We start from the raw sequence: 24545 nt of genomic DNA, 5'->3' as shown, positions 1-24545 counted from the left end.
GTCAGGCCGCTTTCGCGCGCCTGCCGAGCAGGACGTCGATGAGCAAGAAAGCCACCAGACTGATCCCCAGCAACGGCACGAACCACCCGACGACCACCGCGCCGAGGCCGAGGCCGATCAGCGCGCCGGGCGGAGCCTTGCGCCACTGGCCGCGCGGGGCAGGCCGGCCGAACCCGCTCGTCGGCCTGCGCTTCCACCACATCCGGTAGCCGAGCACGACCAGCGCGACCAGCCCGCCGCCGGCGAGGAGCAGCAACAGCTGGTTGGGCCAGCCGAACAGCACGCCCATGTGCGCGTCGATGCCCCACCTCGTCAGCTTCGCGCCCAGCGGGAAGTCGGCGAACCTGAGGGAGCTGACCACCTCGCCGCCGTGGACCGCGACGGCATCACCGTGGCCGGCCAGGCCCTTCTCGATCTCGGCCACCTTCCAGGCGCCGTCAGGAGTGGCGGGAAGGCTCACCTCGATCTCCTTCGCGTCGATGCCCGACAGCTTCGCGACGCCGAGGACCGTGTCGATCTCGCCGTGCCCACCGGCGGACGAGGTGCTCGACCCGTGGTCGCCGTGGCTGTCGCCGGCGCCGGGCAGTTGCAGCACCGGGGTGGACCAGCCGACGGCCTGGCGGAGCAGGGCGACGTTCTCACCCGCGTAGGCCGACCAGGTGAGGCCGGTGGCGGACAGGAACAACGCACCGGCGAGCACCCACACGCCGATCAGGCCGTGCGTCCGGACGCGCTTGCTGTTGCGCGCCCGCGAGATCCACAGCACCAGGCCACCCAGCGCGACGACCCACAGCCAGGACGCGGCGAGCTCGCTGTAGAGGCGGCCGGGCTCGCCCAGCATCAGGTTGCGGTGCAACTGGTCGAGCGTCGTGCGCAGGGGCAGCACGCCGCTCGACCCGTAGACGACGAGATCGCCGGTGACCCGTCCGGTGCCGGGATCGACGAAGACCGCACGGCGTTCGGACTCGCCCAGGCCTTCCTCGGAGAAGAGCACCCTGGTCGTGTCACCGGGTTCGGGAGCAGGCCGGACCGCGACGAGCGAGCCACGGGGCGAGGTCGCGAGCGCGGCGTCGACCTGCTGGGACAGCGGAACCTGCTGGGAGGAGACGGGAACGCTGAGCTTGTCGGAGTAGACCCACGACTCCAACTGCGGGGTGAGGGCGTAGAGGACACCGGTCAGCGCGGCGATCAGGACGAACGGGCCGACGAGCACACCGGCGTAGAAGTGCAGGCGCAGGAAGAGTCCCCGCCACGCGAACGACGTGCGTGGCGGAGTGGCTGTGGTGGACATGGCACTCCCGATGGGCGTGAACAGGGGCAGGACCGCTCGGCGAGCGGCCCTGTGAAGGGGATTTCAGACCTGTTCAGCCGGAGGACCGCGCCACGACAGCACGTCCAGGAAGACGATCGAGGCCGGCCTGCGGGAAGGCGTGGCGACGACCAGGGGAGCGGTGGCGGGCAGGACCGTGAACCTGCGCGGGAGGGCCGCGGCGATCGCGCGGGCCAGCGTGAGCACCGTGCGTTCGGCGGCGGTGAGCACGGCCACGGCGAGGACGGTGGCCAGGACGTGCGAGGCGATCATGTGCGCCGGGTCCGGCGCGTGGTCGTGCCGCGACACGGCGAGCGACACCAGGACGTGCATCGCGAGCTGCCCGCCGCCGATCAGCACCAGCAGCCTCGTCCAGGTCAGCTCGTGCCGGGCGAACCCGGTGGTCGCCCACGTCAGCAGCGCGACGAGCGAGAACACCAGTCCCGCGTCCGGTAACCGGCCGTCCGCGCTGGAGTGCGCGAGAACGGCGAGCGTCCCGTTGACCACGCCTACGGCAGCGCAGCGCGTACGGCGCAGCGGAGCAGTCGGCAGGGTCACGACCAGCAGCTTAGCGGCCGAATTGGTCGAAACCACCCCTACGAAATCCGGGGCAGGTTGGTTCAACACCGCGTTCAATATCGCGGTGATCTCCTACAGCACCGACCTCAGCGGCCTCACCGAGGACGACCTCGCCGGGTTCTTCGTGGGGTGGCCCACTCCGCCGTCGCCCGCGCAGCACCTCGCCGTCCTGCGCGGGAGCTACCGCGTGGTGATCGCGCGGTCCGGCGCCGAGGTCGCCGGGTTCGTGAACATGATCAGCGACGGCGTGCTGACGGCGTTCGTCCCGTGGCTGGAGGTGCGGCCGCAGTTCCAGGGCCAGGGCGTCGGCACCGAGCTGATGCGCCGGATCGTGGCCGAGGCGGCGCACCTGTACTCGGTGGACCTCACGTGTGACGAGTCGCTGCGGCCGTACTACGAACGGCTCGGCATGGCGGCGCTGACCGGCATGGGCCTGCGCAACCGCACGGCCTGTAAGAGTTAGGGCCTGTATCGAAGTCCAGGGCCGGCTATCGCGGACAGGACTTCGATACAGGCCCTAGATTCCTTCGAGATCGAGCGTCTGCTGGTGCGGGCCGCCGGTGAACGAACTGGTGAGCAGACCCGCTGACCGGCACCGGCCGCACGTCACGGGCGAGGTCGTCGCCTTGAAGCGGGTGAAGTCCCAGCTGCCGGTGCCGACGTGACAGCCGGGACCGGGCACCTCCAGCCCGAGCCAGCCCTGCAGCCGCACGGCGTGCACGACGTCGGACCCCTCGACGTAGCCGTTGAGCCGCCCCGCGAACCGGTTGCGCGCCTCCGCCGCGGGCGCGCTGAGTGCCTCCTGCAACGCCGAAATGCCGTTCATGCTCCCGATTCAACCTCACGTGGGCGCGTCGACCCGTGCACCACGCCGCTCCAGCACGGTGAGGCTCCTGGCACACCACCGCACGTTGTCGCGCTCGAACGACAAGCCGCGCAACAACGTCAGGTACGGCCCGACCCGTTCGGCCGTGGCCAGGAACTCCTCCTCGGTGCGGCCGTCGAGCAGCTTGGCCCGGAGGCGTTCGTAGCGCGCGACCTTCGCCTCGGCCCACTGCCTGCGTTCCCTGATCGACGCCTTCACCGCCTCGACGTCACCGGAGTCCGCGGCCATCGCCGCGACCAGCAGCTCGTCCCGGATCGCCGTGGGCTTGTGCGGCCGGGCCGTGAACTCCGCCAGTTCCGCGCGGCCCTTCGGCGTGAGGGAGAACAGCCGCTTGTTCGGCCGGCGCTCCTGCTCCACCGTCCTGGCGGAGATCAGCCCGCCGGCCTCCATGCGGTCGAGCTCCCGGTAGAGCTGCTGAGGCGTGCAGCTCCAGAAGTTCGCCACGGACGCGTCGAACGCCTTGGCCAGGTCGTAGCCGGAGGACTCCCCGTCGAGCAGAGCGGCCATGACGGCGTTGCGCAGCGACATATCCGCAGGTTACGGTGCATCGACCTAGTCAACAAGTTGAGTATGCGAGGGAGCCGGCGTGGACGCATTCCGCAAGGCGGTCGAAGCACGCGACACCGACGCGATGGCGGCCTGCCTGGCCGACGACGTCGTGTTCACCAGCCCGGTCGCCTTCGCGCCGTACCCCGGCAAGCCGATCACCGCGGCGATCCTGCGCGGCGTGCTGCGGGTGTTCGAGAACTTCCGCTACGAACGCGTGATCGCCGACGGCCGGAACCACGCGCTGGTGTTCCGGGCCGAGGTGACCGGCAAGGAGGTCCAGGGCTGCGACTTCCTGCACCTCAACGCCGACGGGTTGATCGACGAGTTCACCGTGATGGTGCGTCCGTTGTCCGGTGCCCAGGCGCTGTCGGAGGCGATGGCGGCCCAGTTCGAGCAGATCAAGGCCGAGGCGCTGGAGGCCTCCTGAATACCGCGACGGCACCCGGATGCGTTGCCCCACGCGAACTTCTGCCGGTCGGCGTCCTCAGATCGAGCCCGCGAGCGAACCGGTGCGCTCCGCGACGGTGGCCTCAACTTCGGGGGTCCGCGCGGGGAGCGGCCGGGAAGCGCAGACCGCGACGGTGGCGAGCACGGCGATGGTGACCGCCATCGGCAGTGCGGAATGTCCGCCGCCCACGCTCACGAGCGGAGAGACGGCCGCACCGATCCCGAACTGCGCGGCACCCAGCACGGCCGATCCCGTGCCGGCGGCTCGCGGTACCGCGTCGAGGGCGAGCGCGGTGGCCGGGCCGAGGATGAAGCCGAGGGCCGCGACGGCGAAGAAGATCGGTGCCACCAGCCAGGCGGCGCTGATCGGCAGGAGCGCGAGGACCAGCAACACCACGGCGGCCGCGAACAGCCAACCGGTGCCGATGGCGAGGATCCTGCGCGGATGGCTGCGGCCCAGCAGCCGCGACGCGACCGCGTTGCTGGTGACCAGCCCGAGTGCGTTGAGCGCGAACAGCAGGCCGTAGCTGACCGGGCTCATCCCGATGACGACCTGGTACAGGAAGGGCGACGCCGAGATGTAGGCCATCAGGACGGCGAACGAGAAGACGAACGTGGCCGTGGCGGTGAGGTAGGCGCGCCGGCCGAGAGCGCGGAAGCCGCCCGCCTTCGCGGTGCCGCGCCGGTGCGGCGGATGGGTTTCCCGCACGATCGCCGCCGACGCGGCGAGCATCGCGACCGCCAGGCCCGCCAGGACGAACAGCACGCCGCGCCACCCGATCCCGTCGACCACCAGGCTGCCGAGCAGCGGCGCCACGACCGGCGCCACCCCGCCGACGATCATCATCAGGCTGAAGGCACGCGCGGCGGCCCGGCCCGTGGCGATGTCGGCGATGACCGCGCGGCCGATGACCATGCCGGCCGCCGCGGTCAGCCCCTGGGCGAGACGGGCGACGAGCAGGACGCCGATCGTCGGGGCGACGGCGGCGAGCACGCTGGCGGCCACGAAAACCGCCGAGCCGACCAGTAGCGGCCCCCGCCTGCCCCACCGGTCCGAGATCGGCCCGAAGACCAACTGCCCCGCGGCGAGGCCCACCAGGAACATCGTGAGCGTCAGCTGGATCGCCGTGTCACTCGTCTCGAGCTCGGCCGCCATGCGCGGGAACGCGGGCAGGTAGAGGTCGATGCCGAACGGAGCCACGCTCGCCAGCAAGGCGAGCGCGAGCAAGAGCGGCACGGGGATGGTGCTGCGTGACGGCGTGTCCACCGAATCTCCTGTCAAAAGATAGCTATCGTACGACAGGAAAAGTACCATGGTCGCGTGGACGAAGACCAGAAGTCGCGGTTGTTCGAGCTCGCCGACCTCATCGGGGCCGTGGCACGCCAGATCCACGCCGCCAAGGAGCGCATGAGCGAGGACCGCTGGTCCGCCCTCGACATCGCCGTGATGCGGTACATCGACCGCAACCCCGGCACGTCGGCCCGCGCCGCCGCCGACGCCACGCAACAGATCTCCAGCAACTTCAGCCGCGCCCTGCGAGGCCTGGAGGCCAAAGGCCTCGTGCACCGCGAGACCGACCAGGAGGACGCCCGCCGCGTCCGCCTCTACCCGACCGCCCGCGCCCAGGCGAACCTGCGGCGGCTGCACGACATCTGGAGCGACCTGCTCGACGGCGTCGTGTCCGACGAGGACGAGATCGACGCCATGATCGCAACGTTGCGGCGCGTCGAGACAGGCCTCGCCGAGAAGGCACTCGCACGACCGGCGCGCACCGACACAGGTGGCCTCTGACGGGCTTGGGTGACCGAGGCCTGGTGGTCAGGGCGATGTGACGACGGCGTCATCGGCAGTGCGTCCGACCGCGCCGCGAGCCGGCTCCCTGGTCCGAGCCACGGGATTCGCGGCCGTGTGCCGCACCCGGCCGCCGCGCGGGAACGTCACGCGGGAACGTCACGCGGCGCTTTCGTACACGCTGACGTGCCGCTCGCTGTCCGCGGTGAACGGCTCGCCGCTCCAGCCGCCCCACCGGTCGCGCAGCCGCAGTCCCGCGATCCGCGCCATGAGGTCGAACTCGCTCGGGTAGGAGAGGCGTTGCCGGATCGCGCCGAACCGGATGCCGTCCGCGCCGATGTGCACGTGGTTCTCGTCGAGCAGCTGGGTGACCGGGTCGTAGCGGTTGACGTCGAGCTCGACGTGGTCGGCCTCCACGGCCTCCACGTCGACGAACTGGTGGAGCTGCCGCGCCGCAGCTCGGCAGGCCGCACTCGATCACGAACACGCCCCGCGGGGCGAGGTGGCGTGCCGCGTTCTCGAAGCAGCGGACCTCCTGGGTGAGCAGGTTCGTGATCGTGTTGTAGACCAGGTACACCAGCTCGTACGTGCGGCCGGTGCCGACGGTGGCCATGTCGCCCATGGTGACGTCGATGCTCCCGCCGCCAGGTTTCTCCCGCATCCGCGCGACCATGTCGGGGGAGAGCTCGATGCCGTCGACCGCGACGCCGGCTTCCTTGAGGGGCAACGCGATCCGGCCCGTGCCGATCGCGAACTCCAGTGCCGTACCGCCGAATCCCGCGAGGAACCGCACGGTCTCGGCCTCGTCGCCGCGCGGTGAGTTGTCGTAGTTCTGGGCCGTTTCAGGACCGAAGCTCGGATTGAATCCCTTCACGAACTCGACGTTAGACCCGGCCGCTACCGAGTTTTCGGCAACGCTCGCAGCAGCTCCAGGTCGTGCAGGTCCTGGGCGCGCGGCTGGTAACCCTGGTGGAAGAACACCTGCTGCTCGGCCGACAGGCACGGCACGGTGACACCGAGGATCGTGCCGGTGACGAAGCACGAGGCTGGGTAGCGGAACGGCTCGCCCGGCGTCAACGACGCCTGCTCCGCGCTGCCGTCCTCGGCGTACCGCAATGGGTGCAGGTCGATCTCGCGGCCATTCGGATCGGTCAGCACGAACCGCACCGGCCGCCACGACAGCGTTTCCACGAAACCGAGTCTGGCGAGCGCGGCGAGCACCCGCGGCTCCTGCTCCTCGCGGTGCATGAGGTCGAGGTCGCCGTGCGGGCGGGTCTGCTCGCCCACCAGCGCGTCGATGCCCCAGCCGCCGCCCACGCAGATGTCGTTGCCCCGCAGGGCCGCCAGGATCTCGAGCACGTCCTCACCGGTCACGACCGGCCACGCTAACCAACAGGCCGGTTCCCGCGCACCTGGAATTCGCTGTCCGGGCCACCCGGCGGCTGCTACGTTGCAGATCGTGCCGGACTTCAAGCTGCCGCTCTACGGCGCTGACACCGAACGCGGCGACCTCGCTCCCTGAGTCGCCGGAGTTCTCCTGCCGTCACCCTTCACCTCTGCACTCTCGGGGAGCTTTGTCATGCGTTCGTTCATCCACGCGTTGCCCAAGGTCGAACTGCACCTCCACCTCGTCGGTTCCGCCGGCCTCGACACCGTCCTGGAGCTCGCCCGGCGCCACCCGGAGGCCGGAGTGCCGGCCGACCGGGCCGAGCTGGAGCGCTTCTACGCGTTCCGCGACTTCGACCACTTCCTGAAGGTCTTCTGGGCGGTGCAGTCGATGCTCAAGGGCCGCGCCGACATCCACACCCTCGTCGTCGGCCTGGCACGGGAGCTGGCCCGGCAGAACGTCCGGTACGCCGAGGTCACCGTGACGCCGTACAACCACCTGACGGACGGCATGCCCGGCGACGAGCTCCTCGCGGGACTCGAATCCGGCCGCGCGCAGGCCGCCGCGCTGGGGGTGGAACTGGCGTGGTGCTTCGACATCCCGGGCGAGAAGGGCCTCGACGCGGGCCGGGAGACGCTGGCGTTCGCGCTGGGCGAGCGCCCGGACGGCCTGGTCTCCTTCGGACTCGGCGGCCCCGAGGCGGGCGCCGGGCGTGCCCAGTTCGCACCTTTCTTCGACGCCGCAAGGGATGCGGGCCTGCACAGCGTGCCGCACGCGGGGGAGACGACCGGCCCGGAGACCATCTGGTCCGCGCTGCGGGACCTGCGGGCTGAGCGGATCGGCCACGGCACCAGCTGCGTCGAGGACCCCGTGCTGGTGGAACACCTGGTGCTGAAGGGGATTCCGCTGGAGGTGTGCCCGACGTCCAACGTCCGCACCCGGCAGGTGGTGTCGATCGAGGCGCATCCCGTGCGGCGGATGCTCGACGCCGGTGTCGTGGTCACGCTGAACACCGACGACCCGCCGTTCTTCGGTGCCACGCTGGAGGGTGAGTACCTGGCGGTGGCCACCGCCCTCGATCTCGGGCCCGCGGAGGTCGCGCGGCTGGCCGAGAACGCGGTACTGGCCTCGTTCCTGCCCAACGACCGCAAGACCCCGCTGCTGGAGAAGATCGCGGAGGTGCTCACCTCAGCCTGAGTCTCCGGCTGTGCCGATCGCGTGAGGACGTCTTATCTCGTTTGGCGGCGGACGACGAGGGGTTTCGGGCAGGATGGCGGCGGAAGTGCGTCGACATGGGGGTTCAGTGAAGAGAACTGTTGTTGTCCTGACTGCTGTTCTGGCTTCTTTGGGAGTCACGCCGGTGGCACAGGCGAGCCATCGGACGTCGCTCGTGGTGCTCGGCGACTCCTACGCGTCCGGCACGGGAGCGGGTGCATATCAAGACGGAACCGCCGGCAACTGCTGGCGCAGCAACAACTCCTACGGCGAACAGGTGGCCGCCCGGCTGCGCGCCGCCGGCAAGCTCGGCTCGTTCGAGAACGTGAGTTGCAGCGGCGCCACCACCGCGGACCTCTCCCGCCCGTTCAAGGACCGCCCGGCCCAGCTGGACGCCCTGAAGCGCGGCACCGAACTCGTGCTGCTCACCGTGGGCACCAACGACCTCGACTACGCGTCGTACGGCGGGATGTGCATCCAGGCCGACTGCACGGGTGCGCCGACCGAGGCGGTTCTGGCCAAGCTGCCCGGGATGGGCCGCAACGTCACCGCGCTGCTCACCGAGATCCGCGAGCGCAGCCCTCGGGCGCGAGTCGTCCTCGTGGGCTACGGCCGCCAGGTGTCCACTTCGGACAACCCTCCCGGCGTCGCGCTCGACCCGATCTGCGGCGAGGGGATCCTCACCACCGCGGAACGCAGGGAGGGCAACAAGATCGCCGACGGCGTCGATGCCACGCTGCGGTCGGCCGTGGCCGCCGCGTCCTCCACCGGCGTCCGCGTCAGGTACGCCAGCCCGTTCTCCCGTCCTGACACGTTCGAGGGCCACGCGCTGTGCGAGTCGGGCACCCCGTTCCTGCGCGGGTTCGACGCGCTGGCGCCGGGCCAGGAGGGGACGGAAGCCGTGTTCCACCCGAACCAGCAGGGGCAGACGGCACTGGCCTCGCTCGTCCGGACCCACTGAGGTGACGGCGGCGGAACGCTCCGCGAACGGAGCGTTCCGCTGAGGCGGTCGCGTCAACCGGGTACGGCCGTCTGGCCGGTGGACACCGCCGGAACGGACGGGGATCGTTCTGCACGTGGGGCAGGTCGTCGAACTGACGGACTTGGACGCGGTCAACGAGGTGTTGAACGCGGCTTACGGCCAGATGCGCCTCAACACCGGCATCGAACACCCCCACGTGTGGATGTCCTCGCAGGTGCACGGGCAGATCCGGTTCGACGAGCTGCACGGGAGCGTGAGGCTCGAAGTCAGCGTCGATCCGATGCAGAACTACGTGTTCGGGCACACGGGCGCCGGAATGGTCTACTACCGCTCGGGCGGAGAGGACCGGTTCTGGTCGCAGGGCGAGTCGTTCCTGAGCGCCCCGCCCGACAGCCCCTTCGTCGGCGCGATCCTCGACCCACGGCTGTCGACGGTCACGCTGGCCCAGTCGGTGCTCGACGAGGTGGCCGACGGTGTTCGATTCACCGGTTTCCGCCCGCTCTCGCCTCGGGTCGCGGCAGCGTGGTGGTCCACCTGCGTGCACCTGCGTGACGAGGTTCTGTCGCACTTCGCGGACAACCCGCTGGTGATGGCGAACGCGACTCGTCTCCTGGTGGCCGTGACGCTCGCCGCGTTCCCGAACACCTCGCTCGCCGCGCCGACGTCAGCCGACCGGTGTGACGCGCACCCGGCAAGCCTGCGTCGTGCCGTCACCTTCATCGAGGACAACGCCGCGACGGGCATCTCCGCCGCGGACATCGCGCGCGCCGCGCGTGTGTCCATCCGTGCGTTGCAGCTCGCCTTCCGCCGGCACCTCGGCACGACACCGATGGCCTACCTCAGAAACGTGCGTCTCTCGTGCGCCCGCGGCGACCTGAAGGCGGGCAACGGCTCTGTCACGGCGATCGCCGCGCGTTGGGGTTACGCCCGTTCGAGTGTCTTCGCCGCCCACTACCGGACGGCCTACGGGGTGTCGCCGTCGCAGACCCTGCGGTCAGGCTGAGGCACTTCGTTTTCCCGGTCGCGGGCTTCGTTTCCGCTGCTATCGATCGGACGTCGCGGTGCGGTGAGCTGATGTCCGGTTCAGCGATGTGAGGTCCTTCATGGCCGCCTTGAGACCAGTCCGTTCGCCGTGCGGACGCACCGCGCCGGCACCCGTTTCGTGGCCACCTGCCGCGGCGAGATGGACATGACGACCTGCGAGGTGTTCTTCGCCGCCGTGCTGCCGGGCGTCGCCGACACCACCACCGACCGCGTGTCCGTGGACCTGGCCGAGGTGAGCTTCCTGTCCGCGAGCGGCCTGCGCACCCTGCTGCTCCTGCTGTGCGCCGCGCACCACAACGGCAAGTCGTTCGACGTGCACCACGTCCAGCCGCAGGTGCGCAGGGTGCTGGACCTGTTCGGCTTCACCACCTTCAAAGCGGGCCTTGTGTGGGAGGCAACCATGTCGCCGAAAGGCCGTCGTCACTAGCTTGACCAGGTATGTTGCTTCCGCTGGTACTGGTACTCGCGCTGACCCCGCCGTCGTTCGCGGTCACGGTGCCCGGCGCCGAACATCAGCGGTCGGCCCACCTGGCCGACCTCACCACGACCGGCACCGCGGCGTCCGGCCACACCGACCCGGCCGACTGGGCGGGCCTCACGAGCGCCGCGCTGCCCGTGCCCGCCGCCGTCCCCGGCATCCAGATCGACGGCTACTTCCCGGACACCTCCGCCACGAACACCAACCACGGCTGGGCCCACGACTCCCAGTTCGTCGTGCGTCTCCCGGACCGCTGGAACGGCGGCCTCGTTGTCACCGGCTCACCAGGCGTGCGCGAGCAGTACGCCAACGACCGCGCCATCTCCGACTGGGTCCTCTCCCGCGGCTACGCCTTCGCGGCCACCGACAAGGGCAACACCGGCGTGCGGTTCTACCGCGACGGCCGCGCGATGCAGGAGTGGAACCACCGCTTCACGCAGCTGACGATGGCGGCGAAGTCCGTTGTGTCCCAACGCTACGGCCGCGCCCCACGCCGGACGATCGCGACCGGCATCTCCAACGGTGGCTACCTCGTGCGCTGGCAGCTGGAGAACCGCCCGCACCTCTACGACGGCGGCGTCGACTGGGAAGGGACACTGTGGACGGTCGACGGCCCGAGCCCGCTGACCTTCCTGCCGCCGGTGCTCCGTGCCTACCCGGCCTATCTGGCCGGCGAACCCGGTGCGCACGAGGCCATGGTCGAGGCGGGCTTTCCGGCCGGCACGGAATTCCTGTGGGACTACCACTACCGCTACTACTGGGACCTGACGCAACGGATCTACCGCGAGGAGTTCGACCCGTCGTTCGACGGCGCTCTGGAGGCAGGGGTGCCGTTCTGCGCCTCGGGCACGCCTTCCTGCGACGCGGACTACTCGTATGCCGAACGGCGCCGGGTCGCCGGGCCTGAGGTGGCGCGGATCGACCTGACCGGCAAGGTGAAGCGGCCGTTGCTGACGGTGCACGGCACCTACGACGTGCTGTTGCCGATCAGCCAGGACTCGGACGTGTACGCGGCCATGACGCCTGATCGGCTGCACCGGTACTACCGGGTGGAGCAGGGCACCCACGTCGACGGGCTCGTGGACGCCTATCCGGACCGGTTGCGGCCGTTGGCGCCCTGTCATCGTGCGGCGTTCGTGGCTTTGGAGCGGTGGCTGGACGGGGTGGAGCCGCCCGCGTCCGCGACTCTCGGGCGGCCGGCCGACGTGTCGACCTGCCCGCTGTCGTGAGCGGGGGCTGCCGGCTTTCCCGCTCGTCGTGACACGCCTCCCGGCACGCGGTGGCGAAACGAACGCGCCGCGTGGCGGGGTCCCGTGATCCAATCCAGGACGTGGCCACCATCGAGTACGTCCTCGGCGACATCACCGAGCAGGAAGTCGACGTGATCGTGAACGCAGCCAACTCCTCCCTGCTGGGAGGCGGGGGAGTGGACGGCGCGATCCACCGCAGGGGCGGACCGGAGATCCTCGCCGAGTGCCGCAGGCTGCGAGCGGGCCACTACGGCGGTGGCCTCAAGACCGGGCAGGCCGTCGCCACGACCGCCGGGCGCCTCCCCGCGCGCTGGGTCGTGCACACCGTCGGGCCGGTCTGGTCGGCCACCGAGGACCGCTCCGAACTCCTCGCCGACTGCCACCGCAACTCACTGCGAGCGGCAGCCGAACTGGGCGCGAGGAGCATCGCCTTCCCGGCCATCTCCACCGGCATCTACCGCTGGCCGGTCGAGGACGCCGCCAGAATCGCCCGCGCCGCAACAGAAGCAGCAACCGGAGCCGCCTCGATCGACCTGGTCAGGTTCGTCCTGTTCGACCAGGCCGCGTACGACGCCTACGCGCGGCCGTAGTCGGCGATCTCCATGGCCCACCGGTAGACCTCGGCCGGATCACCCAGCGTCCCGGGCAGATCAGCGGGAACGAGCACGCCGGACAAAGCCCTGAGCAGGTCGTACAGCCCGAGATCGGCCCACTCCCACAACATGCTGTCGAAGTTGTAGGCGTGCATCAACGGCTTGAGTCGTGCCCGGATGGAATCGATCGACGCCTGTGAGAGCCCCACCGCACGCAGCCGCGCGTTGGTCGCCTCCTGCTGCGACACGCTGAACTCGGTGTCGAGGAACGACTCCAGGAGGTTGCCCCACACGTCGAACCGCGAGACCACCGCGATGTCGTGCCGCTCGCAGAACGCGGCGAGGGCGGCCTTGTCGTCCCGCGCCAGGAACAGCGTCTCGCCGGCCACGGTCCGGATCTCGGGAGGCCCGGCCTGAACCGACGCGTCGCGGACGTCCGGCACCGGCAGGACGCCGTGCGGGTGCACGCTGGCCCACGGGAACCGGTAGTCCGCGAACTCGATGTGGTCCTGGCCGAACGTCACCGTCATCGGGCCACGGTGCTTTCCCTGACCTGCAACGAGAACGGGGTCTCCATGTCCTCCAGCGCCTCGTCCGGGAACTCGACGCGGTGGTGCAGCAGGTCGACGGCGGCACGGGCGATGGCGGCCTTGTCGGGGGCGATGGAGGTCAGCGAGGGGGAGCTGTAGACGCTTTCCTCGTTGTTGTCGAAGCCGACGACGGCCAGGTCCTGCGGCACGCGCACGAGGCGTTCGGCGGCGGCTCGCATGGCGCCGATGGCGAGCAGGTCGTTGAAGCAGAACACCGCGTCCGGTGGGGTGTGCAGGTCCAGCAACGACTTCATCGCGGCCGCGCCGTTCCCGCGGTGGTAGTTCAGCGCGGGCACGACCAGCTCGTCGACGAAGGGCAGGCCGGCCTCGGCCAGCGCACTGCGGTAGCCCTCCAGGCGCAGGGCCGCGGTGCCGCGGTGGGGGTGGGCGCCGATCGCGGCGATCCGGGTGCGGCCCAGCGAGATCAGGTGCCGGACGGCGGCCTGGGCGGCGGCCACGTTGTCGATGCCGACGCGGGAGATCGGGACGTCGACGGCGTGCTCGCCGAGCAGGACGGCGGGCACGGTCAGCTGGAAGTCGTCGACCTGCAACGCCTCCGGGCTGAGGATCGCGGCGTCGACCAGGTGCGGGCCGAGGGAGGCGAGCGCCGAGCGTTCGCCGGGCAGGGTGCCGAACGTCTGCTCGATGAGCACGTTCCACTCGTGCTCCTGGGCGGCGGCGATGACGAGGCCGGCCAGTTCGGCGAAGTACGGAATGGAGAGCTCGGGCAGGACCAGCGCGATGAACCCGGTGCGGCCGCGGCGCAGGTTGCGCGCGCCGAGGTTCGGCCGGTAGCCGGTCGCCTCCAGTGCCTCCTCGACGCGGCGGCGGTTGTCCGCTTTCACGAACGAGTAGCCGTTGACCACGTTCGACACGGTCTTGACCGACACGCCCGCCAGCCGGGCGACGTCCTTGAGCGTGGCCAACAGAGCCTCCAGAAAAGTACCGGGAATCATACCGGGACGGTCTCGGGTCTTTACATCGTTGGAACAACGATGCAAATCTAGCGCCCGAGAGCGCGTCCACGCACAGCCCGTGTAGGAGCCAAAGATGTCTCGCATCCTGCTCATCGCAGTTGCCGCCCTGCTCGTGACCGGTTGCACTGCGAGAGAGAGCCAACAGACCACGACCAGCGGAGGGCCTGCCGCGAGCGCCGCGCAGAACCAGAGCGCCGGTCCCGGTTGCGCGCGGAGCACGACCGGATACCCGCAGGTGGACCTCAAGGGGGCGGTGGTCGGCTTCTCCCAGTCGGAGAAGGAGGCCAACCCGTTCCGCACCGCGGAGACGCAGTCGATCAAGGACGAGGCCGCCAAGCGGGGCGTCGAGCTGCTGACCACCAACGCGCAGAGCGACCTGAACAAGCAGATCAGCGACATCAAGTCGATGCTGGACCGCGGCGCGAAGCTGCTGATCGTGGCACCGCTCAACTCCGACGGCCTGCAGCCCGCGTTCGACGCGGCGAAGGCCAAGCAGGTGCCGGTCGTGACGATCGACCGCAAGGTGACGTCGCAGCCGTGCACCGACTACCTGACGTTCATCGGCTCGGACTTCGTCGAGCAGGGCAAACGCGCCGCTGCGCAGATGATCAAGGCGACCGGCGGCACCGGCAAGGTGGCGATCCTGCTCGGCGCGTCGGGCAACAACGTCACGGTCGACCGGACCAAGGGCTTCAAGGACGGCATCGCCGGCACCCCCGGCCTCACCGTGGTCGCGGAGCAGACCGGTGAGTTCGACAGGTCCAAGGGCCAGGCCGTGATGGAGCAGCTCATCCAGAGCAACCCCGACATCACCGCCGTCTACGCCGAGAACGACGAGATGGGCATCGGCGCCGTCACCGCCCTCAAGGCCGCGGGCAAGGTGCCGGGCAAGGACGTCAAGATCGTGTCCGTCGACGGCACGCGCACCGCCGTGCAGCTCATCGCGGACGGCAGCTACACCGCGGTCGTCGAGTCCAACCCGCGCTTCGGCCCGCTCGCGTTCGACACGCTGGAGAAGTTCGCCAAGGGTGACGAGATCCCGGCGAACATCGTGATCTCCGACGACGAGTACGACTCGACGAACGCCGCGCAGAAGCTCAACAATGCCTACTGATCCGGTCATCGAGGTCGCCGGCGTCACCAAGACGTTCGCCGGCGTGCGAGCCCTCGACGACGTGGACTTCACCCTCGAACGGGGCGAGATCCACGCGCTGGTCGGGGAGAACGGCGCGGGCAAGTCGACGCTGATCAAGGTGCTGACCGGCATCCACACCCCGGATTCCGGTCGCATCACCCGCGGCGGGCAGATCTCCACGATCTACCAGGAGGTCAACCTCGTCCCCCTGATGAGCGTGGCCGCCAACCTGTTCCTCGGCCGCGAGCCGCGCACCCGGTTCGGCCTGATCGACCGCGCCCGCCGGGACGCCGACGCCGCGAAGCTGTTGCGCGGCTACGGCATCACGGCGGACGTGAGCAGTCCACTCGGGACGCTCGCGGTCGGGGAGCAGCAGATGGTCGCGCTCGCCAGGGCGGTCGACACCGACGCTGACGTCGTGATCATGGACGAACCCACGTCGTCACTGGAACCGCGCGAGGTGGAGACGTTGCTCGGCGTCGTGCGCAAGCTGCACGAGGCCGGCATCGCGATCATCTACGTCAGCCACCGCATGGACGAGCTGTACCGGATCTGCGACCGGGTCACGGTGCTGAGAGACGGGCGCAGCGTTCACAGTGGTCCTCTGCGGGAACTCCCGCGCATCGAGCTGGTCTCGCTGATGCTCGGCAGGTCGGTCAAGGAGATCGAGAAGCACGGCACGACGGCGTTCGGCGAAGGCCACCACGCCGACACCCAGCCGGTGCTCGAGGCGCTCGACCTGACGAGCAAGCCCCGCATCAACGGTGTCAGCGTGTCGATCCGGCCCGGTGAGGTGGTGGGCCTCGCCGGGCTGCTCGGGTCGGGCCGCACGGAGACCGCGAAAGCGATCATCGGCGCGCTCCCGCTCGACAACGGCACCGTGCTCGTCGCGGGCGAACCGGTGCCGCACACCGTGAAGGCGGCCACCAGGGCGGGCATCAGCATGCTCGCGGAGGACCGCAAGACGGAGGGGATCATCCCGAACCTGTCCGTGCGGGAGAACATCGTGCTGGCCGCGCTGCCGCGGCTGAGCCGGCTCGGGGTGACCAGCCGGTCCAAACAGGACCGGATCGTGGCCACGTTCATCGAACGCCTGCGTATCAAGGTGTCGAGTCCCGAGCAGAAGGTCGCGGAGCTGTCCGGCGGCAACCAGCAGAAGGTGCTGCTGGCCAGGTGGCTGTGCACCGAACCGAAGATCCTGCTCCTCGACGAACCCACGCGCGGCATCGACGTCGGCGCCAAGGCCGAGGTGCAGGCCCTGATCGACGAGCTCGCGCGGGAGGGCCTGGCGGTGCTGCTGATCAGCTCCGAGCTGGACGAGCTGCTCGACGGCGCGGACCGGCTCGTCGTGCTGCGCGACGGAGCGGTCGCGGGCGAACTGGAGGGAGCCGAGCTCACCCGTGAGCGCGTGCTCGAGGCCATCGCGGCGGAGGTGATGGATGACGCTGACAGCCACTAGGACGGCGGCCACGAGGACAGCCGCCAGGACGCGCTGGTTGCAGGACAACGGTGTCTACGTCGCCGTTGGTGTCCTGCTGCTGTTCAACGCCCTGTTCACGGCGAACTTCCTGACGCTGGGCAACTTCATGACCCAGCTCGTCCAGGCCGCACCCGTCCTGATCGTCGCGCTCGGCATGGCGCTGGTGATCGGCACCGAGGGCGTCGACCTGAGCGTCGGCGCGGTCATGGCGCTGGCCGCCGCGATCATCCCGCTCTACCTCGGCGCCGGTCCGCTCGTCGCGATCACGATGGCGCTCGTCGTCGGCCTGCTGGCGGGAGCCTTCAACGGGCTCCTCGTCGCCAAGGTCGGCATCCAGCCGATCGTCGCGACGCTCGCCCTGCTGGTCGGTGGCCGAGGCCTGGCGCTCGTCATCGCGGACGGCCAGCTCGTCCAGCTGCACGACGAGGCGTTCCTCGCGCTCGGCACCGGTGACGTGCTCGGCATCCCGACCAGCGTGCTGATCGCGGGCCTGCTCGCGATCGTGATCGCCGCGCTGACGAACCGCACGACGTTCGGGCGCCAGCTCGTCGCGGTCGGCGGTAACCGCAAGGCGGCCACCCTCGCCGGACTTCCGGTCAACCGGGTGCTGGTCGGCGTCTACGCGATCTGCGGCGTGCTCGCGGCGGTCGCCGGCGTGCTGGCCACGTCCCGGCTCGCCGCCAGCGACCCGGCCGACATGGGTCTGCTGATGGAACTGTCCGCGATCACCGCGGTGGTCGTCGGCGGGACGCCGCTGACCGGCGGCAAGGTCCGGGTGCTCGGCACGGTGTTCGGGGTGATCCTGATGCAGCTCGTCCGGGCCACCCTGATCAAGCACAACCTGCCGGACTCGATCGCGCAGATGGTCCAGGCCGCGATCATCATCGCCGCCGTGTACGTGGCACGGGAGCGCCGATGATCACTCAGTCGACGACGACCAGTACGACGCCCAGGACGACGGCGGTGCGGGCGAAGGTCCTGCAACGCCAAGGTGCCGCCGTCGCCCTGGTGCTCATGGTCGCGGTGTCGTGGCTGGTCTTCCCGCGCTTCGGCAGCCCCGACAACCTGCGCGACCTCGCCCTGCAGGGCTCGTTCCTCGCGGTGATCGCGCTCGGCATGACGTTCGTGATCATCACCGGCGGCATCGACCTGTCGGTCGGGTCGGTCTACGCCCTGGGCGGTGTGCTCGCGGCCTGGGGATCGCAGTACGGGTTCCTGGTGGCGCTGGCACTGCCGCTGGTGGTCTGCGGGCTCATCGGGCTGATCAACGGCCTGCTGATAGCCCGCACGAACATGGCGCCGTTCATCGTCACGCTCGCGTCGCTGCTGTTCGCGCGCGGACTGCTGCTGGCGATCACCGACGAAGGCGCCAACACCTACCAGATCGCGCCGGACAGCGCGTTCGTCGAACTGGGCCGCGGCACGGTCTTCGGCTTCGGCTACCCGATCTTCGTCGCGGCCGTGCTCTGCCTGCTGGGTGGTGTGGTCCTGAACCGCACCAGCTTCGGCCAGAACGTGTTCGCGACCGGTGGCGCCGAGCAGTCGGCGATCCTCATGGGCGTTCCCATCGCCAGGACCAAGGTTCTCGTCTACACCATGAGCGGCATGCTGGCGGGTCTCGCCGGCGCCCTGACCGCCGCTTACCTGCAGTCGGGCGTCACGGTCATCGGCGTCGGCCTCGAACTGGACGCCATCGCGGTCGTCGTCATCGGCGGCACCCTGCTGACCGGTGGCATGGGCACGGTGCTCGGCACCGTGATCGGCGTCGGCCTGATCAAGGTCATCCAGAACGTCATCAACCAGATCGGCACGCTCGACAGCAACTACCAGTCAGTGGTGAGCGGGGTGTTCCTGCTCATCGTCGTTGTCCTGCAACGAATACTGCGAAGATAGGAGCATCATGACCAGACGCGTCCTGGGCGTATTGGTCGGCATCCTCATCACAACGACGTTCATAACGCCGACAGCGGCGCACGCGGTGGAGTGGGTCCCCAAGACCCCTCCGCTGACGACCCCCTGGACCTCCCAGGTGTCGCCGGCGAACGCCCTGCCCGAGTACCCGCGCCCGCAGCTCCAGCGTCCCGAGTGGCAGAACCTCAACGGTGTCTGGGAGTTCGCCGGCGCGGCCAACCTCAGCAACCCGCCGATCGGCAGGCCACTGGCCGAAGGCGTCCTCGTGCCGTACCCGATCGAGTCCGCTCTGTCGGGCATCAAGCGGCACGAGGACAACATGTTCTACCGCCGCACCTTCACCGTTCCGTCCACCTGGAACGGACGGAACGTCAAGCTGAACTTCGGCGCCGTGACCTGGGAGACGAGGGTCTGGGTCAACGGCAGGCAGGTCGGCACGCACACCGGCGGTTTCGACGCGTTCTCGTTCGACATCACCTCCGCGCTCCAGGCGGGGACGAACGAGATCGTCGTCGGCGTGCACTCGCCGATCGACGGCAGCCGCTACCCGATCGGCAAGCAGCGCCGTTCGCCGAGCGGCATCTTCTACACGGCGGCGTCCGGTATCTGGCAGACGGTGTGGCTGGAACCGGTGCGCGCCGCGCACATCACCCGCCTCGACACCACGCCGAACGTCGGCGCGGGCGCGCTCGACCTGGTCGTGCAGGGCACCGCGGGACAGTCGGTCACCGCCGAGGTACTGAGCGGCGGCCAGGTGGTCGGCAGGCAGACCGGGACGACCGGTGGCTCCCTGCGGGTCCCGGTCCCGAACGCCCGGCTCTGGTCCCCGGACGACCCGTTCCTCTACGACCTGCGCGTGACGCTGGCCGGCGGGGACTCCGTCACCGGCTACTTCGGCATGCGCTCGCTCGGCAAGGCGATGGTCGGCGGTGTCATGCGGCCGTTGCTCAACGGGAAGTTCGTCTTCCAGAGCGGCACCCTCGACCAGGGCTACTGGCCGGACGGCATCTACACCGCGCCGACCGACGAGGCGCTGCGCTGGGACCTCGAACGCCAGAAGGCGCTGGGCTTCAACATGGTCCGCAAGCACATCAAGGTCGAACCGGCGCGCTGGTTCTACCACGCCGACCGGCTCGGCCTGCTGGTCTGGCAGGACATGCCCTCGCTCGACGCCGTCGACGAGGTTCCCAACGGGCGTGCGAACTTCGAGTCCGAGCTGCGCCGGATGATCGACCAGCTCAAGGGCATCACGTCGATCGTGCAGTGGGTGCCGTTCAACGAGGGCTGGGGCGAGTACGACGCGGGCCGCATCGTCGACCTGGTCCGCTCGATCGACAACACCCGCCTGATCAACCACAACTCGGGTTCCAACTGCTGTGTCTCGGATCCCGACCCCGGCAACGGCGACATCATCGACGACCACGCCTACCAGATCTCGACGGCCACCCGGCAGCCCGACGCCAACCGGGTCGCGATGCTGGGCGAGTTCGGTGGTCTGGGCCGCCGGATCGCCGGCCACGAGTACCAGCCGGGCGCGGGATTCGCCTACGGCGCCCTGTATCCGGACGAGCAGTCGCTGACCAAGCGGTACGAGGAGATCATCAAGCAGGTCCAGCGGATGATCCACACGCGTGGGCTGTCCGGGATGGTCTACACCGAGCCGTACGACGTGGAGAACGAGGTCAACGGCTTCTACACCTACGACCGGCGGGTCATGAAGATGACCGAGTCGCGGGTACGTGATGTCAACCTGAAGGTGCTCGCCGTGGCCCGCGGCACGGCGGTGACCCCGGACGACGTGGTGTCGTTGCGCGTCACCACGAACGGCTACACCAACCGCTACCTGCGCCACCGCGACGGCGCGGCTCGCACCGACGTGATCGGTACGGACCTGGACCGGCTGGACGCGACGTTCCACCTGCGTCCAGGACTCGCCGACGCGGCCTGCTACTCGTTCGAGTCACGGAACTTCCCCGGCCAGTTCCTCAGGCACAGCAACGGTGTCATCCGCAAGGACGTGAACAACGGCACGATCGCCGCCGACGCCACGTTCTGCGCCCGGGAAGGCTCCGGAGGCACCGCACTGGAGTCGTACAACGTGCGCGGCTCCTTCGTGAGGCACTTCAACGAGGGCGTCTACCTGGCGCGCTCCGGCGGCCCGAACCCGTGGGACACCGCGAACTCGTTCGCCGCCGACACCACGTGGGCCCTCGGGACCGGGTTGTGGCGCAGCGGTGCGGACCTGCCGCTGGACCAGGCCCGCTCGTTCCGGGTGACCACGCCCGGCTTCACGGACCGCTACCTGCGGCACCGCGACGGTCTGGCGCGCACGGACGTGGTCGACAGCGGCAGCGCCGCGCTGCTGAAGTCGGACGCGACCTTCGTGGTGAGGCGCGGCCTCGCCGACCCGACGTGCTACTCGCTCGAGTCCCGCAACCTGCCGGGCCAGTTCCTGCGGCACGCGGACTTCCGGGTGCGCCTCGGCACGAACGACAACACCGAGCTCTTCCGCCTCGACGCGACGTTCTGCGCCCAGCAGGGCAACGGCGGCGTGCGGCTCGAGTCGGTCAACGAGCTCGGCACCAGCGTCCGGCACTACTCGGAGGAGGTCTGGGTCGCCTCGAACGGCGGCGCGCACGCCTATGACAACCCGGTCTCGTACGCGCAGGACGTGAGCTGGGCCGTCAGCTCGCCCTGGGCACCGTAGGAGTTAAGGACGCCGCCAACGACCACGGGCGGCGACAGGTTGAGCGACGCCCTCGCGCGCGGCTCGTGAGAGGTCTGCCCGGCACCTCGGTGTGCCGGGCAGACCTCCCGCGCACACTCGCGGCACCGAGCTGGTGGTCGACGGTGTGCTGTCCAGCGGAACGGACCTCTTCATCGGCAAGGCGATGCGTGACGGCATGAGGGCCGAGAACGCCGCCCTGAAGCGGGCCGCTGAATCCGGTGGCGCGGCCATCAGGTGAACAGGATCCGCTTGGCCATGGCCATTCCGGGCTGTGTGCGCAGCGCCGTGAACGCCAGCTCGGCAAGGCCCGGCCCGCGCACGAGCGACAGTCCGCGCCGCAGCAGGGATCTGGTGCGGTAGCGGCGCCGCATCGCCGCGGCGTCGTAGTGCTCCAGCACGTACTTGTTGCCGCTGCGCAGGTAGTCGAACGTCACCGAGGCGGCGAGCTCCGACATCCGCATGCACGGGTCGAGCCCGCCCGCCGTGAGCGGCGAGACCGCGCCGGCCGCGTCACCGACCAGCAGGCCCCGCGGCGACACGATCCGGCGCAGCAGCCCGCCGACCGGGATCGGACCGCCCCGGCGCTGCACCGGCCCGGCGGGTTCCGGCGTGGGGAAGCTGTCCCGGAAGCGGTGCAGCAGTTGGGGGAGCGGTGCGGCGAACCGGTCGGCGCGACCGGCCAGCCCGACGTGCGCGTGCTCGCCGTCGTCGATGACCCAGGCGATGTAACCGGGCGCGATCCGCGGGTCGACCACGCAGTGGAACGTCGGCGTGGAGCCGGTCCTGACCGGGTAGACCTCCTCGATGCCGGTGATCAGCTGCCGGTTGACGTCGAGGCCGAGGTTCCTCGCGACCGTGGAGCGGGCGCCGTCCGCGCCGATGGTGAAGCGGGCCTTCGTCGACTTCGCCGGGTAGCTGGAGTTCAGGTGGACCTGCGCGCCGGCGCGTTCGGCGTCCTCGACCGCGGCGGCGTAGATGCCCTCCATGTCACCGACGCGGAACTCGTCGCGGGTGCTCACGAACTCGACGGGTTCCTTCCGCGACGGCGGGTAGAGCAGCACGCGCCGGACCGCCGGCCCCAGGTGCGGGAGCTCGTAGTCGTCGAGGGTGCGCCGGACGAAGATGCCGGTCGTGCGGATGCCGGTCCCGAGGTTCGTCCTGCGCTCGCACACGGCCACGTCGAGACCTGCCTGCGCGAGCAGGCGCGCGGTGTTGAGGCCGGCCAGCCCGGCGCCGACGACGAGCACGTCCACGGTGTCCATGCCGTGACCGTAGGTTTCCCGGGGCGTGCGATTCCGTTTTCCGGCAACACCTTCACGGGATCTGCACCGTTTCTCCACAAAGGCAGGCCCTTGACACGTCGGAGGTCTGTCGCCAATCGTGGGCGTACCGCCGCCTCGGACCGCCGCCCTGGTTCGAGGAGAGACACCGATGGAGTTGTTCAACCGCCGTACCGCGATGCGAGGAGTGCTCGCGGTCGCGGCCACGCCACTGGCCGCGGGTGTGGCGTCAGCGGACGTGGGTGCGATGGCGTTCGTGCAGAAGTGGGCCGCGAACCCCGGCTCGGCCGGGCTGAATGCGTTCGCCGGCATCGAGGACGACCGCGCGAACTCGCACCCCTCGGCCACGCACATCTTCGCCGAGGGCAACCAGTACCGGTTCGTGATGCACAGGTCCGATCGCGACGGCTCTGACCGGCAGCGCAACGAGGTGCGCGCGATCCGGACCGGCAGCACCCGCCACGACATGAAGAAGGGCGAGACCTGGCGCTTCGACTACCAGACGTACGTTCCGGGCTCGTTGAAGGGCACCACCAGCTTCACGCACATCTTCCAGGTCAAGCACACCGGCGTCGCCTCACCCGTGGTCACCATGTCGCTGTTCCGCTCCGGCTCGGCCGAGACCATCGAGATGAGACTGTTCGGCGCCGGCCAGGCGAAACTCGGCAGCACGCCGCTGGCACCGCTGCGCAACAAGTGGATCGACGTCGAGATCGAGATCAAGGTCGCCGACTCCGGCAGCCTGCGGTTCTCGTTGAAGGACGGCGGCACCACCGTGGTCGACGCGTCCCGGTCCGGGTTCGACACGTGGCTCGGCGGTGACCAGGCGCATCCGAAGTGGGGCATCTACCGCAGCCTCGGTGACTCGGCGCAACTGCGGGACACCTACCTGTTGCTGCGCAACATGAAGGCGTACCGCAAGGAATGAGGTGTTCCCAGACGGGCGTCCGGAGGTGAGAATTACTCGCGTGGGGGACGTACACGGACGAACTGTCGAAAGCAGGGCCGGCGTCGCCGCCTTCCTGGCCGGGGTGTGGCTGATCGCGGCGCCACCGGTCCTGCACTTCGGCGCGTCACTGCATGCTTTCCGGCCGTACTGGTGGTCCATGGGCCTGGCCGTCGTCATCATGCTGCTCGGCATGGTGCGGGCGATGGCGCCGCTGGACGTGCCGTTCATCCGGCCGCTGACGATCGCCTTGGCAGTGTGGCTGATCGTCGTGGCGTTGCGTCCGGCAGATGGCGGTGTCTGGGCTGTTTGGCTCAACCAGCTCGTTGTCGCGGGCGTGATCGCTTTGTCCGCCGGGCTGGCGTTGCTGATCGGTCTGCGCCGGTGAGGAGACACGCGCGTGTTGCTCTGTTCGGCGTGCTCTGTCGGTGAGCCGCGTTCGTTCGGCTACGACGGTTTCGGCTACGACGGAGTACGGGCCCGGCCGGCAGAGTCCGGCCGGGCGTACCACCGTCACCGTGGAGCTGGTGGGCGGACTCGTCTCGTTCCGCTGACTCTCAGCAGCGCCAGCCGGTCTCGGCGAACAGGGAGTAGCTGCTCCCGTCGACCTCGCCGTGCGCAAGCGTGCACACGTCGAGCGTGTTCGCGCCACCAGACCACAGTTCCCGTTGCCCACGCGCACCGGTCTTGAATCCGTGCGTCAGGTTCGGGCGCGTCTTGACGTAGGTGCGAAGCGTGAAGTCCCTGCCATGGCTGGAGATCCACGAGTCCCACACGTAGATGTAGGAGTAGTTCTTGCCGCAGCCCTTGAACTGCTTGACCGATGCGACGGTCGTGTCGTAGTTCTTCACGTACGCCGTCGACCCGATCTGGGTGACGCCACTCGGGCAGGCGGGGTTGTACTCGGCGTGGGCGGTGCCGGCCGTCATCGTGCTCAGGGCCGCGGCGGCGACGGCCGCGGCCGCCAGGATCTTGCGCATTGGGGCT

Annotated in this window: 29 protein-coding genes and 1 pseudogene; 18 read left to right on the top strand and 12 right to left on the bottom strand. The window is 69.7% G+C overall.

Annotated features, from left to right (window positions below; genetic code table 11):
• Position 1: 1 nt before the first annotated feature.
• Complete coding sequence (locus tag ACRSBM_RS22495; protein ID WP_434445670.1) at positions 2–1291, bottom strand: PepSY-associated TM helix domain-containing protein; 1290 nt, start codon at positions 1289–1291, stop codon at positions 2–4.
• 63 nt (positions 1292–1354) lie between these two features.
• Positions 1355–1867 carry a hypothetical protein gene (locus ACRSBM_RS22490; RefSeq protein ID WP_434445668.1) on the bottom strand — a complete coding sequence of 171 codons (513 nt, stop codon included), beginning with the start codon at positions 1865–1867 and terminating at the stop codon, positions 1355–1357.
• An 85-nt stretch (positions 1868–1952) separates the two neighbouring features.
• Here ACRSBM_RS22490 and ACRSBM_RS22485 point away from each other — a divergent pair, with 85 nt between their 5' ends.
• Entirely contained in the window at positions 1953–2351 is a 399-nt protein-coding gene (locus tag ACRSBM_RS22485) for a GNAT family N-acetyltransferase (RefSeq protein ID WP_434445666.1), read from the top strand.
• A gap of 54 nt (positions 2352–2405) precedes the next feature.
• Here the strand turns inward: ACRSBM_RS22485 and ACRSBM_RS22480 are convergent, their stop codons facing one another.
• Positions 2406–2714, bottom strand: coding sequence for a hypothetical protein (locus ACRSBM_RS22480; RefSeq protein ID WP_434445664.1), 309 nt, complete (start codon positions 2712–2714; stop codon positions 2406–2408).
• Between the two features lie 15 nt (positions 2715–2729).
• A complete protein-coding gene (locus ACRSBM_RS22475; RefSeq protein WP_434445662.1) occupies positions 2730–3302 on the bottom strand; it encodes a PadR family transcriptional regulator in 573 nt (190 codons plus the stop codon).
• A 58-nt stretch (positions 3303–3360) separates the two neighbouring features.
• On the opposite strand from ACRSBM_RS22475, the gene ACRSBM_RS22470 reads away from it, so the two are divergent.
• The gene (locus ACRSBM_RS22470; RefSeq protein ID WP_434445661.1) at positions 3361–3750 is read left to right on the top strand and encodes a nuclear transport factor 2 family protein; all 390 of its coding nucleotides are present in this window, start codon (positions 3361–3363) and stop codon (positions 3748–3750) included.
• A 57-nt stretch (positions 3751–3807) separates the two neighbouring features.
• Here the strand turns inward: ACRSBM_RS22470 and ACRSBM_RS22465 are convergent, their stop codons facing one another.
• Positions 3808–5037 carry a multidrug effflux MFS transporter gene (locus ACRSBM_RS22465; RefSeq protein ID WP_434445659.1) on the bottom strand — a complete coding sequence of 410 codons (1230 nt, stop codon included), beginning with the start codon at positions 5035–5037 and terminating at the stop codon, positions 3808–3810.
• Positions 5038–5091: 54 nt separating this feature from the next.
• Between ACRSBM_RS22465 and ACRSBM_RS22460 the strand changes: the two genes are divergently transcribed.
• Complete coding sequence (locus ACRSBM_RS22460; RefSeq protein WP_434445657.1) at positions 5092–5562, top strand: MarR family winged helix-turn-helix transcriptional regulator; 471 nt, start codon at positions 5092–5094, stop codon at positions 5560–5562.
• Positions 5563–5721: 159 nt separating this feature from the next.
• Here the strand turns inward: ACRSBM_RS22460 and ACRSBM_RS22455 are convergent, their stop codons facing one another.
• Together ACRSBM_RS22455 and ACRSBM_RS22450 are read right to left on the bottom strand one after the other, a co-directional pair.
• Positions 5722–5988, bottom strand: coding sequence for a hypothetical protein (locus ACRSBM_RS22455; RefSeq protein ID WP_434453516.1), 267 nt, complete (start codon positions 5986–5988; stop codon positions 5722–5724).
• Positions 5989–6097: 109 nt separating this feature from the next.
• Positions 6098–6289, bottom strand: a pseudogene (locus tag ACRSBM_RS22450) (SAM-dependent methyltransferase); the annotation flags it as partial.
• Between ACRSBM_RS22450 and ACRSBM_RS22445 the strand changes: the two are divergent.
• Positions 6195–6392: a hypothetical protein gene (locus ACRSBM_RS22445; RefSeq protein WP_434453515.1), complete on the top strand. Its 198-nt coding sequence runs from the start codon at positions 6195–6197 to the stop codon at positions 6390–6392. The pseudogene ACRSBM_RS22450 and the gene ACRSBM_RS22445 sit on opposite strands and share 95 nt — an antisense overlap.
• Before the next feature lie 67 nt (positions 6393–6459).
• Here ACRSBM_RS22445 and ACRSBM_RS22440 read toward each other — a convergent pair whose 3' ends face one another.
• The gene (locus ACRSBM_RS22440) at positions 6460–6936 is read right to left on the bottom strand and encodes a nucleotidyltransferase domain-containing protein (RefSeq protein WP_434445655.1); all 477 of its coding nucleotides are present in this window, start codon (positions 6934–6936) and stop codon (positions 6460–6462) included.
• Between the two features lie 205 nt (positions 6937–7141).
• On the opposite strand from ACRSBM_RS22440, the gene add reads away from it, so the two are divergent.
• The 6 genes from add (at position 7142) to ACRSBM_RS22410 (ending at position 12508) form a co-directional block, all read left to right on the top strand.
• On the top strand, positions 7142–8146 hold the full coding sequence (gene add, locus ACRSBM_RS22435) for an adenosine deaminase (protein WP_434445654.1): 1005 nt from the start codon (positions 7142–7144) through the stop codon (positions 8144–8146).
• Between the two features lie 163 nt (positions 8147–8309).
• Entirely contained in the window at positions 8310–9125 is an 816-nt protein-coding gene (locus ACRSBM_RS22430; RefSeq protein ID WP_434445653.1) for an SGNH/GDSL hydrolase family protein, read from the top strand.
• Between the two features lie 115 nt (positions 9126–9240).
• Positions 9241–10149, top strand: a complete 909-nt coding sequence (locus ACRSBM_RS22425; protein WP_434445651.1) for a helix-turn-helix transcriptional regulator — start codon at positions 9241–9243, stop codon at positions 10147–10149.
• A 129-nt stretch (positions 10150–10278) separates the two neighbouring features.
• Entirely contained in the window at positions 10279–10617 is a 339-nt protein-coding gene (locus ACRSBM_RS22420) for an STAS domain-containing protein (protein WP_434445649.1), read from the top strand.
• Between the two features lie 11 nt (positions 10618–10628).
• On the top strand, positions 10629–11897 hold the full coding sequence (locus tag ACRSBM_RS22415) for an alpha/beta hydrolase family protein (protein ID WP_434445647.1): 1269 nt from the start codon (positions 10629–10631) through the stop codon (positions 11895–11897).
• A 101-nt stretch (positions 11898–11998) separates the two neighbouring features.
• A complete protein-coding gene (locus ACRSBM_RS22410) occupies positions 11999–12508 on the top strand; it encodes an O-acetyl-ADP-ribose deacetylase (RefSeq protein ID WP_434445646.1) in 510 nt (169 codons plus the stop codon).
• Here the strand turns inward: ACRSBM_RS22410 and ACRSBM_RS22405 are convergent.
• Together ACRSBM_RS22405 and ACRSBM_RS22400 are read right to left on the bottom strand one after the other, a co-directional pair.
• A complete protein-coding gene (locus ACRSBM_RS22405) occupies positions 12493–13041 on the bottom strand; it encodes a hypothetical protein (protein WP_434445644.1) in 549 nt (182 codons plus the stop codon). The genes ACRSBM_RS22410 and ACRSBM_RS22405 overlap by 16 nt on opposite strands.
• Positions 13038–14030: a LacI family DNA-binding transcriptional regulator gene (locus ACRSBM_RS22400; protein WP_434453178.1), complete on the bottom strand. Its 993-nt coding sequence runs from the start codon at positions 14028–14030 to the stop codon at positions 13038–13040. Before ACRSBM_RS22400 ends, ACRSBM_RS22405 begins: the two co-directional genes overlap by 4 nt.
• Before the next feature lie 121 nt (positions 14031–14151).
• Here ACRSBM_RS22400 and ACRSBM_RS22395 point away from each other — a divergent pair, with 121 nt between their 5' ends.
• The 6 genes from ACRSBM_RS22395 to ACRSBM_RS22370 all read left to right on the top strand — a co-directional run bounded on the left by ACRSBM_RS22395 (position 14152) and on the right by ACRSBM_RS22370 (position 21570).
• Positions 14152–15192, top strand: coding sequence for an ABC transporter substrate-binding protein (locus tag ACRSBM_RS22395; protein WP_434445642.1), 1041 nt, complete (start codon positions 14152–14154; stop codon positions 15190–15192).
• A complete protein-coding gene (locus ACRSBM_RS22390; RefSeq protein WP_434445640.1) occupies positions 15182–16672 on the top strand; it encodes a sugar ABC transporter ATP-binding protein in 1491 nt (496 codons plus the stop codon). The genes ACRSBM_RS22395 and ACRSBM_RS22390 overlap by 11 nt, the downstream gene beginning before the upstream one ends.
• Positions 16653–17612: an ABC transporter permease gene (locus tag ACRSBM_RS22385; RefSeq protein WP_434445638.1), complete on the top strand. Its 960-nt coding sequence runs from the start codon at positions 16653–16655 to the stop codon at positions 17610–17612. Before ACRSBM_RS22390 ends, ACRSBM_RS22385 begins: the two co-directional genes overlap by 20 nt.
• Positions 17609–18586 (top strand): ABC transporter permease, encoded by a 978-nt coding sequence (locus ACRSBM_RS22380; RefSeq protein ID WP_434445636.1) that lies wholly within the window; start codon positions 17609–17611, stop codon positions 18584–18586. Before ACRSBM_RS22385 ends, ACRSBM_RS22380 begins: the two co-directional genes overlap by 4 nt.
• 7 nt (positions 18587–18593) lie before the next feature.
• Entirely contained in the window at positions 18594–21311 is a 2718-nt protein-coding gene (locus ACRSBM_RS22375; protein ID WP_434445634.1) for an AbfB domain-containing protein, read from the top strand.
• Positions 21312–21402: 91 nt separating this feature from the next.
• Complete coding sequence (locus ACRSBM_RS22370; protein WP_434445632.1) at positions 21403–21570, top strand: hypothetical protein; 168 nt, start codon at positions 21403–21405, stop codon at positions 21568–21570.
• Here ACRSBM_RS22370 and ACRSBM_RS22365 read toward each other — a convergent pair.
• A complete protein-coding gene (locus ACRSBM_RS22365) occupies positions 21563–22594 on the bottom strand; it encodes an FAD-dependent oxidoreductase (protein WP_434445630.1) in 1032 nt (343 codons plus the stop codon). The two genes, ACRSBM_RS22370 and ACRSBM_RS22365, sit on opposite strands and share 8 nt — an antisense overlap.
• A gap of 169 nt (positions 22595–22763) precedes the next feature.
• Between ACRSBM_RS22365 and ACRSBM_RS22360 the strand changes: the two genes are divergently transcribed.
• Together ACRSBM_RS22360 and ACRSBM_RS22355 are read left to right on the top strand one after the other, a co-directional pair.
• Complete coding sequence (locus ACRSBM_RS22360) at positions 22764–23540, top strand: Tat pathway signal sequence domain protein (RefSeq protein ID WP_434445629.1); 777 nt, start codon at positions 22764–22766, stop codon at positions 23538–23540.
• A 40-nt stretch (positions 23541–23580) separates the two neighbouring features.
• A complete protein-coding gene (locus ACRSBM_RS22355; RefSeq protein ID WP_434445627.1) occupies positions 23581–23946 on the top strand; it encodes a hypothetical protein in 366 nt (121 codons plus the stop codon).
• A gap of 169 nt (positions 23947–24115) precedes the next feature.
• Here the strand turns inward: ACRSBM_RS22355 and ACRSBM_RS22350 are convergent, their stop codons facing one another.
• Positions 24116–24538: a hypothetical protein gene (locus ACRSBM_RS22350; RefSeq protein WP_434445625.1), complete on the bottom strand. Its 423-nt coding sequence runs from the start codon at positions 24536–24538 to the stop codon at positions 24116–24118.
• Positions 24539–24545 lie beyond the last annotated feature (7 nt).

The sequence above is a fragment of the Lentzea xerophila genome, from assembly GCF_051094245.1.
GTDB lineage: Bacteria > Actinomycetota > Actinomycetes > Mycobacteriales > Pseudonocardiaceae > Lentzea > Lentzea xerophila.
The sequence above is the reverse complement of the archived record's forward strand: the minus strand, read 5'-3'. Positions and strand labels throughout refer to the sequence as shown.